Consider the following 6,757-nt stretch of genomic DNA (forward strand, 5'->3'; position numbering starts at 1 on the left):
TGTTGTGGTGTTTTTTTTTTTTTTTATTTGGCGCGGGCTTCGGTGGGGCGCGCCCCCCCGGGGGGGGGGGGTTGGGGGGTTGGGGGGGGCGGCCCCGCCCCCCCCCACGTCGTTCGCACCGGGACTCCGCACGTCCCGGCCGCCCGCCCCTACGGCCCCGCCCGCTCAGGGACCGGGCCGCGCGGCGGGAGCCGTCAGACCGTCAGACCTGGCCCGCCTTGTCCAGCGCGGTGCAGCAGGTGTCGACCATGAGCCGGGTGACGACGTACGGGTCGACGTCGGCGTTCGGGCGACGGTCCTCGATGTAGCCCTTCTTCTCCTGCTCGACCTGCCAGGGGATGCGCACGGAGGCACCGCGGTTCGAGACGCCGTAGCTGTACTCGTTCCAGGGCGCGGTCTCGTGCGCTCCGGTCAGGCGCTCCTGGCTGCCGGTGCCGTAGTTCGAGACGTGCTCCATGGGCTTGTCGCCCTCGCCGAGCGACTCGCACGCGGTGATGATCGCGTCGTAGCCCTCGCGCATCGCCTTGGTGGAGAAGTTGGTGTGCGCGCCCGCGCCGTTCCAGTCGCCCTTGGCGGGCTTGGCCGCCAGCGTCGCGGAGACGCCGTAGTCCTCGGCCGTGCGGAAGAGCAGCCAGCGCGCGATCCACATGTGGTCCGAGACCTCCAGCGGGGACAGCGGGCCCACCTGGAACTCCCACTGGCCCGGCATGACCTCGGCGTTGATGCCGGAGAGGCAGAGACCGGCGGCCAGGCAGTGATCGAGGTGCTTCTCGACGATCTCGCGGCCGAAGACCTCGTCGGCGCCGACGCCGCAGTAGTAGCCGCCCTGCGGGGCCGGGAAGCCGCCCTCGGGGAAGCCGAGCGGGCGGTCGCCCTCGAAGAACGTGTACTCCTGCTCGATGCCGAAGATCGGCTCCTGCGCCGCGAACTGCTCGGCGACCGGGCGGAGCGCGGCGCGGGTGTTGGAGGCGTGCGGGGTGCCGTCGACGTTGAAGACCTCGCACAGGACGAGGAGGTTGTCGCCGCCGCGGATCGGGTCGGGGCAGGAGAAGACCGGCTTCAGCACGCGGTCGGAGTCGTGGCCCTCGGCCTGGTTGGTGCTGGAACCGTCGAAGCCCCAGGTGGGCAGCTCTTCGCTGTCCGCCAGGATCCTGGTCTTGGAGCGGAGCTTGGCGGACGGCTTGGTGCCGTCGATCCAGATGTACTCGGCCTTGAAGGTCACGGTGTCGTCCTCACGGGTGCGGGGCTGTGCGGGCGGGCCCCGGAGCGCTGCCCGACTGATCGCCGTGCGGCGGCTCCGGGCTCGCGGGCACTCTCCGAGCCCTGCGTGAAGCACCTTCACAACCAGCCGTTTCTCATCCGTTGCTCTTGTGTGAACCAGATGTAAACGCCTGTTCGGACGGGGTACGGCCGCTCCATGAGCCCCGTCACGCCGCCACCGCTTCGCCCCGGTCCCGGTAGATTCGGCGGTGTCCCGCCGTCGGCGTCCGTCCCGGTGCCGGCGGGCCGAGTCCGGCCACCCTGGAGATCGCGTGCGCGTTGTCATCGCCGAGGACCTGTTCCTGCTGAGGGACGGGCTGGTCCGGCTGCTGGAGGCGTACGACTTCGAGATCGCCGCCGCCGTGGACAACGGCCCCGAGCTGACCCGCGCGCTGGCCGAGCTGGACCCCGACGTGGCCGTGGTCGACGTCCGGCTGCCGCCCTCGTTCAGCGACGAGGGGCTCCAGTGCGCGCTGGAGGCGCGGCAGCGGCGCCCCGGGCTGCCGGTGCTCGTGCTCTCGCAGCACGTGGAGCAGCTCTACGCGCGGGAACTGCTCGCCGACGGCAACGGCGGGGTGGGCTATCTCCTCAAGGACCGGGTCTTCGACGCGGAGCAGTTCGCCGACGGTGTGCGGCGCGTCGCCGAGGGCGGCACGGCGATGGACCCGCAGGTGATCCAGCAGCTTCTGTCGCGCCGCGCGAAGGACGAGCCGATGGGCAATCTGACGGCCCGTGAGCGCGAGGTGATGGAGCTGATGGCGCAGGGCCGGTCCAACGCGGCCATCGCGAACCAGCTCTTCGTCACCGAGCGTGCCGTCGCCAAGCACACGTCCAACATCTTCGGCAAGCTCGGCATGCCGCCGTCCGACGACGACAACCGGCGTGTACTGGCCGTACTGGCCTATCTGGACAAGGGCGGGTCTGGGCCCGGTTAGCCGAAGGATCCGGCGCTGTCGGATGACCTGGTTAGACCATCGCGGGAGACCACCGCCGACCTTCCGCGCGTGGTCTCGACCGCCGTTGATCACATGATTACGCTTCCCCACCCCTCGACCGGACGAGAGAGGTGAGGACTGTGGAGCTCAGCAGACGGCACGTCCTGGGAGTCGGAGCGGTTGCGGCCTCGGTGGCGGCGACGGGAGGTAGGGCGATCGGTGCCGGACGGGCGGTGCACGCCGCCGCCCCCGCTGCGGACACTCTCGGACCGGCGCGTCAGGCGGTGGCGCGGCTGCTGCCCGACCACAGCGGACAGATCCGTATCAGCGAGCTGACGGACGCCGGAGGCGCGAGCACCGGCGGGAACACGGGCGGAAGCACGGGCGGCGACACCGGGGGGAGCACGGGCGGCGACACGGGCGGCGACACGGGCGGCGCGGACACCGGCGGCGACCCCGGCAGCGCGGACACGGGTGGCGACACCGGCGACTCCGGCACGGACACCGGTGGCGGCGACGCGGACGGCTGGGTCGGCGGCGGCTCCGGCGACTGGTTCGACGACACGAGCGACGAGAAGGGCGGCGGCGGCAGCGACCGGGGCCGCAAGGCGCAGGGCCCGCGCGAGCGCTTCCGCGTCACCGGCACGGCGGGCGCGATCGAGATCGCGGGCACCGGACCCGTCGCCGTACTGACGGGCCTGCACTGGTACCTCAAGTACACGTGCGCGGCCCACATCTCCTGGGCGGGCACCCAGCTCGACCTCCCCAAGACGCTCCCGGCCCCGGCGGATACGTACGAGCGCGAGGCCACCGTCCCGCACCGTTTCGCGCTCAACGACACCCACGACGGCTACACGGCGCCCTACGCCGACTGGCCGCACTGGGAGCGCTTCATCGACGTGCTGGCCGTGCACGGCTGCAACCGCGTGCTCGTGACCGTCGGCTCCGAGGCCGTGTACCACCGGCTCCTCAAGGACTTCGGCTACAGCGACGCCGAGGCCCGCGCCTGGATCCCCGCACCCAGCCACCAGCCCTGGTGGCTGCTCCAGAACATGGCCGAGTACGGCGGCCCCATCAGCGCCGGGCTGCTGAAGCGGCGCACCGAACTGGCGCAGCGGATCGTCGAGCGCATGCGCGAACTGGGCATGAGCCCGGTGCTGCCCGGCTACTTCGGCACCGTCCCCGGCGACTTCGCCAAGCGCAACCCCGGCGGGCGCACCATCCCCCAGGGCACCTGGAACGGGCTGCCCAGACCCGCCTGGCTCGACCCGCGCACGAAGGTCTTCCGGAAGGTCGCCGACACCTTCTACCGCCACCAGCGCACGCTCTTCGGCGAGATCGGCCACGTCAAGATGGACCTGCTCCACGAGGGCGGCGACCCGGGCGACGTCCCCGTACCCGAGGCGGCGCGGGCCGTGGAGGACGCGCTGCACCGCTCCGTGCGCGACGCCACCTGGGTCATCCTCGGCTGGCAGGAGAACCCCCGCCGCGAGGTCCTGGAGGGCGTCTCCCGCAAGGAGCGCATGCTCATCGTCGACGGGCTGTCCGACCTGGAGCGCGTCACGGACCGCGAGAAGGACTGGGGCGGGGTCCCGTACGCGTTCGGCACCATCCCCAACTTCGGCGGACGCACCACCCTCGGCGCCAAGACCCACATGTGGACCGAGCGCTTCACCCAGTGGCGCGACCGGCAGGGCAGCGCGCTGGCGGGGACCGCCTACATGCCCGAGGCCACCCACCGCGACCCCGCCGCCTTCGAGCTGTTCAGCGAGCTGGCGTGGCGGCGCGAGGCCGTCGACCGCAAGGCGTGGTTCGACGACTACGCGCGGCTGCGCTACGGCGGCGACGACAGCGCGGCACGCCGGGCCCTGACGGCGCTGCGCGACACGGCGTACGAGATCAGCAGCACCGACGGCCGCCCGCACGACTCCATCTTCGCCGCGCGCCCCAGCCTGGAGGCACGCTCCGGCACGCACTTCGCCACCCACACCCCGGCCTTCGACCTGCCGGACTTCGACGGGGCGCTGGCCGGGCTGCTGGCCGTCAAGCAGCCGCTGCGCGGCAGCGACGCCTACCGCTACGACCTCGCCGACGCCGCCCGCCAGTCCCTCGCCAACCGCTCCTGGCTGCTGATCGGACAGCTCCAGTCCGCCTACCGCGCCAAGGACACGGCCGCGTTCCGCAAGCTCGCCACGCTCTGGCTGAAGCTGATGCAGCTCAGCGAGGACATCACCGGCACGCACCGCTCCTTCCTGCTCGGCCCCTGGCTGGAGGCGGCACGCAACATGGCGGGCTCCGCCGCGCCAGGCCGGGCGCGCGAGGAGCCCATGTCCGCCGCGATGGACGCCTGGGCGGGCGCCTGGACCGACGGGGGCGGGCAGGCCACGGCGGACGATATGGCCGCCGCGCAGGAACGCTTCGCCGCGGCCGAACGGGCCGCCGCGTCCGAGCGCGCCGCGCTGGAGCGCACCGCGCGCGTGCTCATCACCACCTGGGCCGACCGCCCGGCCGCCGACCCCGGGCGCCTCGCGAACTACGCCAACCGCGACTGGCACGGCCTTATCGGCGACTTCCACCTCCCCCAGTGGCGGGCCTACCTCGAAGAGCTGGAGGAGGCACTGAAACAGGACAGGGCACCCAAGAGCTTCGACTGGTACGCGCTGGAAGAGCCCTGGACGAAGAAGACGGACACCCACGCGCTGCGCCCCGTCGGCGACACGCACCGCACCGCGCAGCGCGTACACGACGCGCTCGCGAAGGCCCCGTACCAGGGCAGCCTCACCGTGACGGCCGACCCGCCCGCGCTGCCCGCGGGCGGCGAGGGCGAGCTGAAGGCCGTCTTCCGCAACGAGAACGGCCTGCGCGCCACCGGCGCCGTCGACCTCGCCCTCACCGGACTCGCCGGCGCCAAGCCCCAGGACCCCACCTCCGTCAAACGCGTGGGCCCCGGCGCCCGCGCCACGGTCCGCTGGCGCGTCCCCGCACCCGACCGGCCGCTCAAGCGCCCGCTGGAACCATTGCCCTACAAGCTGACGGTCGAATACGGGCCCGAAGGCGAGAGCCGCGTCCGTACGCGGCACGACGGGACCCTCTACGTCGGCGGCCCACTGGACCGGAACCTGCGCACGGCGACCAGCAACGACGCCGTCTTCGGCCAGCTCAAGGACCGCTTCGCCATCAACGGCGCGGGCAAGGACCTGTGGAAGGGCACGGAGGAGTTCGGCACGGTCTACCGCGAGGGGGCGCTGCGCGACGGGGACTCGGTCACCGCGAAGGTGACCTCGCAGGAGGCGACCGGGCCCTGGGCGCGGGCCGGGCTCGTCGCCCGCAACACGCTGGCCGCGCCCGGGGGGCAGCGCGCCGCCGACACCTCCCCCGGCTTCGTCAACCTGGCGGTCACCCCCGCCAACGGCGTCGCCCTCTCCTACGACTCCGACGGTGACGGCACGCTCGACACGTACAAACGGGTCACCGGCGTCAAGGCGCCCGTCACCCTGCGGCTGTCGCGCAAGGGCAACGCGTTCAAGGGGGAGCTGTCCACGGACGACGGGAAGACGTGGCGCGAGGTCGCGACGGTGAAGGTGCCCCAGGTGAGCGACGCGATGGACGCGGGCCTCTTCATGACCGCCACGAACGGTGGCTCCGCGGCCCGCGGCCAAGCGGAGTTCAGCGCCTGGCACTAACCCCTTCGCGGGGCGCGGAAGGAAACGCAGGGTTCCCCCTTCACGCTGGTGTGCCCCCTCACGGGGTGCGGGGTGAAGCCCACACGGGGTGCGCCTCCCCTCACAGGGGTGCGCACTCCGGGTGCCCCTTGGGGTTTCGTCAGCGATGCTCAGGCCGGTGGCACGGGTTGTGCCCACCCGTCCCGCCTTGCGGGACGATTGCCCACAACTTTTGGCGCCGTCGCCCGGCGGGCGTCGTGGTCGGGTGCGGCTGTGTGGCTTCGGCGCGGCGTGTGGACCGGTACGACGCGGCTGGCGCCGCGTGATTCCGGGTTCCTGTTGTGGATGTGGGCGCGTGGGTGCGGGGTGTCCGGTGCCGGGCCGGGGTGTCTCCTCGGCGTGAAGGTCTCGTTTACGGCTTTCGGCCGGTGACTTGCTCGTCCTGCGGGGACACCCCGCCCCGTCCCCGTCCCGCCGGTGGCCCACCTCCCTTCGCGGGGTGCGCCTCCTTGCCATGGGGCGGCACAACAACCAGCGCGGGACCTACGGTCCCCACTCCACGGGCCAACCGTCCCGCGCAACACCCCCGGTGCAGGGGTGCGCCTACTCGGTTGCCCCTCGGGGGCTCGTTCGCGTGCTGCGGGCCGGTGGGTGGGTTGTGCCCACCCTCCCCCAGCTACCGCTGGGAGGTGCCCCTCGCCATGCGGAACGCCTGCCCACAACAGGGGTGGCCGGGCCCCCTCCGGCTCGGCACGGGGCGAGCCCGCAGCATGGGGACAAGCGGTGGGGTCACCGGCCGGGAGTCGGCCACCGGGTGGGAGGGGACGTGGTGGGGTGTCCCCGCAAGTGGTGGCGACGAGTGCCGGGAGAAAGCAAGCAACGAAACCCGCACTTGTCGCC

Annotated in this window: 3 protein-coding genes; 2 read left to right on the forward strand and 1 reads right to left on the reverse strand. The window is 72.5% G+C overall.

What is annotated here, in order from left to right:
* Positions 1 to 202 precede the first annotated feature (202 nt).
* Entirely contained in the window at positions 203 to 1,222 is a 1,020-nt protein-coding gene (gene glnII / locus ACWGJ2_RS14930; protein ID WP_453346481.1) for a glutamine synthetase, read from the reverse strand.
* 310 nt (positions 1,223 to 1,532) lie between these two features.
* On the opposite strand from glnII, the gene ACWGJ2_RS14935 reads away from it, so the two are divergent.
* Together ACWGJ2_RS14935 and ACWGJ2_RS14940 are read left to right on the forward strand one after the other, a co-directional pair.
* Positions 1,533 to 2,195 carry a LuxR C-terminal-related transcriptional regulator gene (locus tag ACWGJ2_RS14935; protein ID WP_453346482.1) on the forward strand — a complete coding sequence of 221 codons (663 nt, stop codon included), beginning with the start codon at positions 1,533 to 1,535 and terminating at the stop codon, positions 2,193 to 2,195.
* A 140-nt stretch (positions 2,196 to 2,335) separates the two neighbouring features.
* Positions 2,336 to 5,878: an alpha-N-acetylglucosaminidase gene (locus ACWGJ2_RS14940; protein ID WP_453346483.1), complete on the forward strand. Its 3,543-nt coding sequence runs from the start codon at positions 2,336 to 2,338 to the stop codon at positions 5,876 to 5,878.
* Positions 5,879 to 6,757: the final 879 nt, after the last annotated feature.

The sequence above is a fragment of the Streptomyces sp. NPDC054796 genome (genome assembly GCF_053611545.1).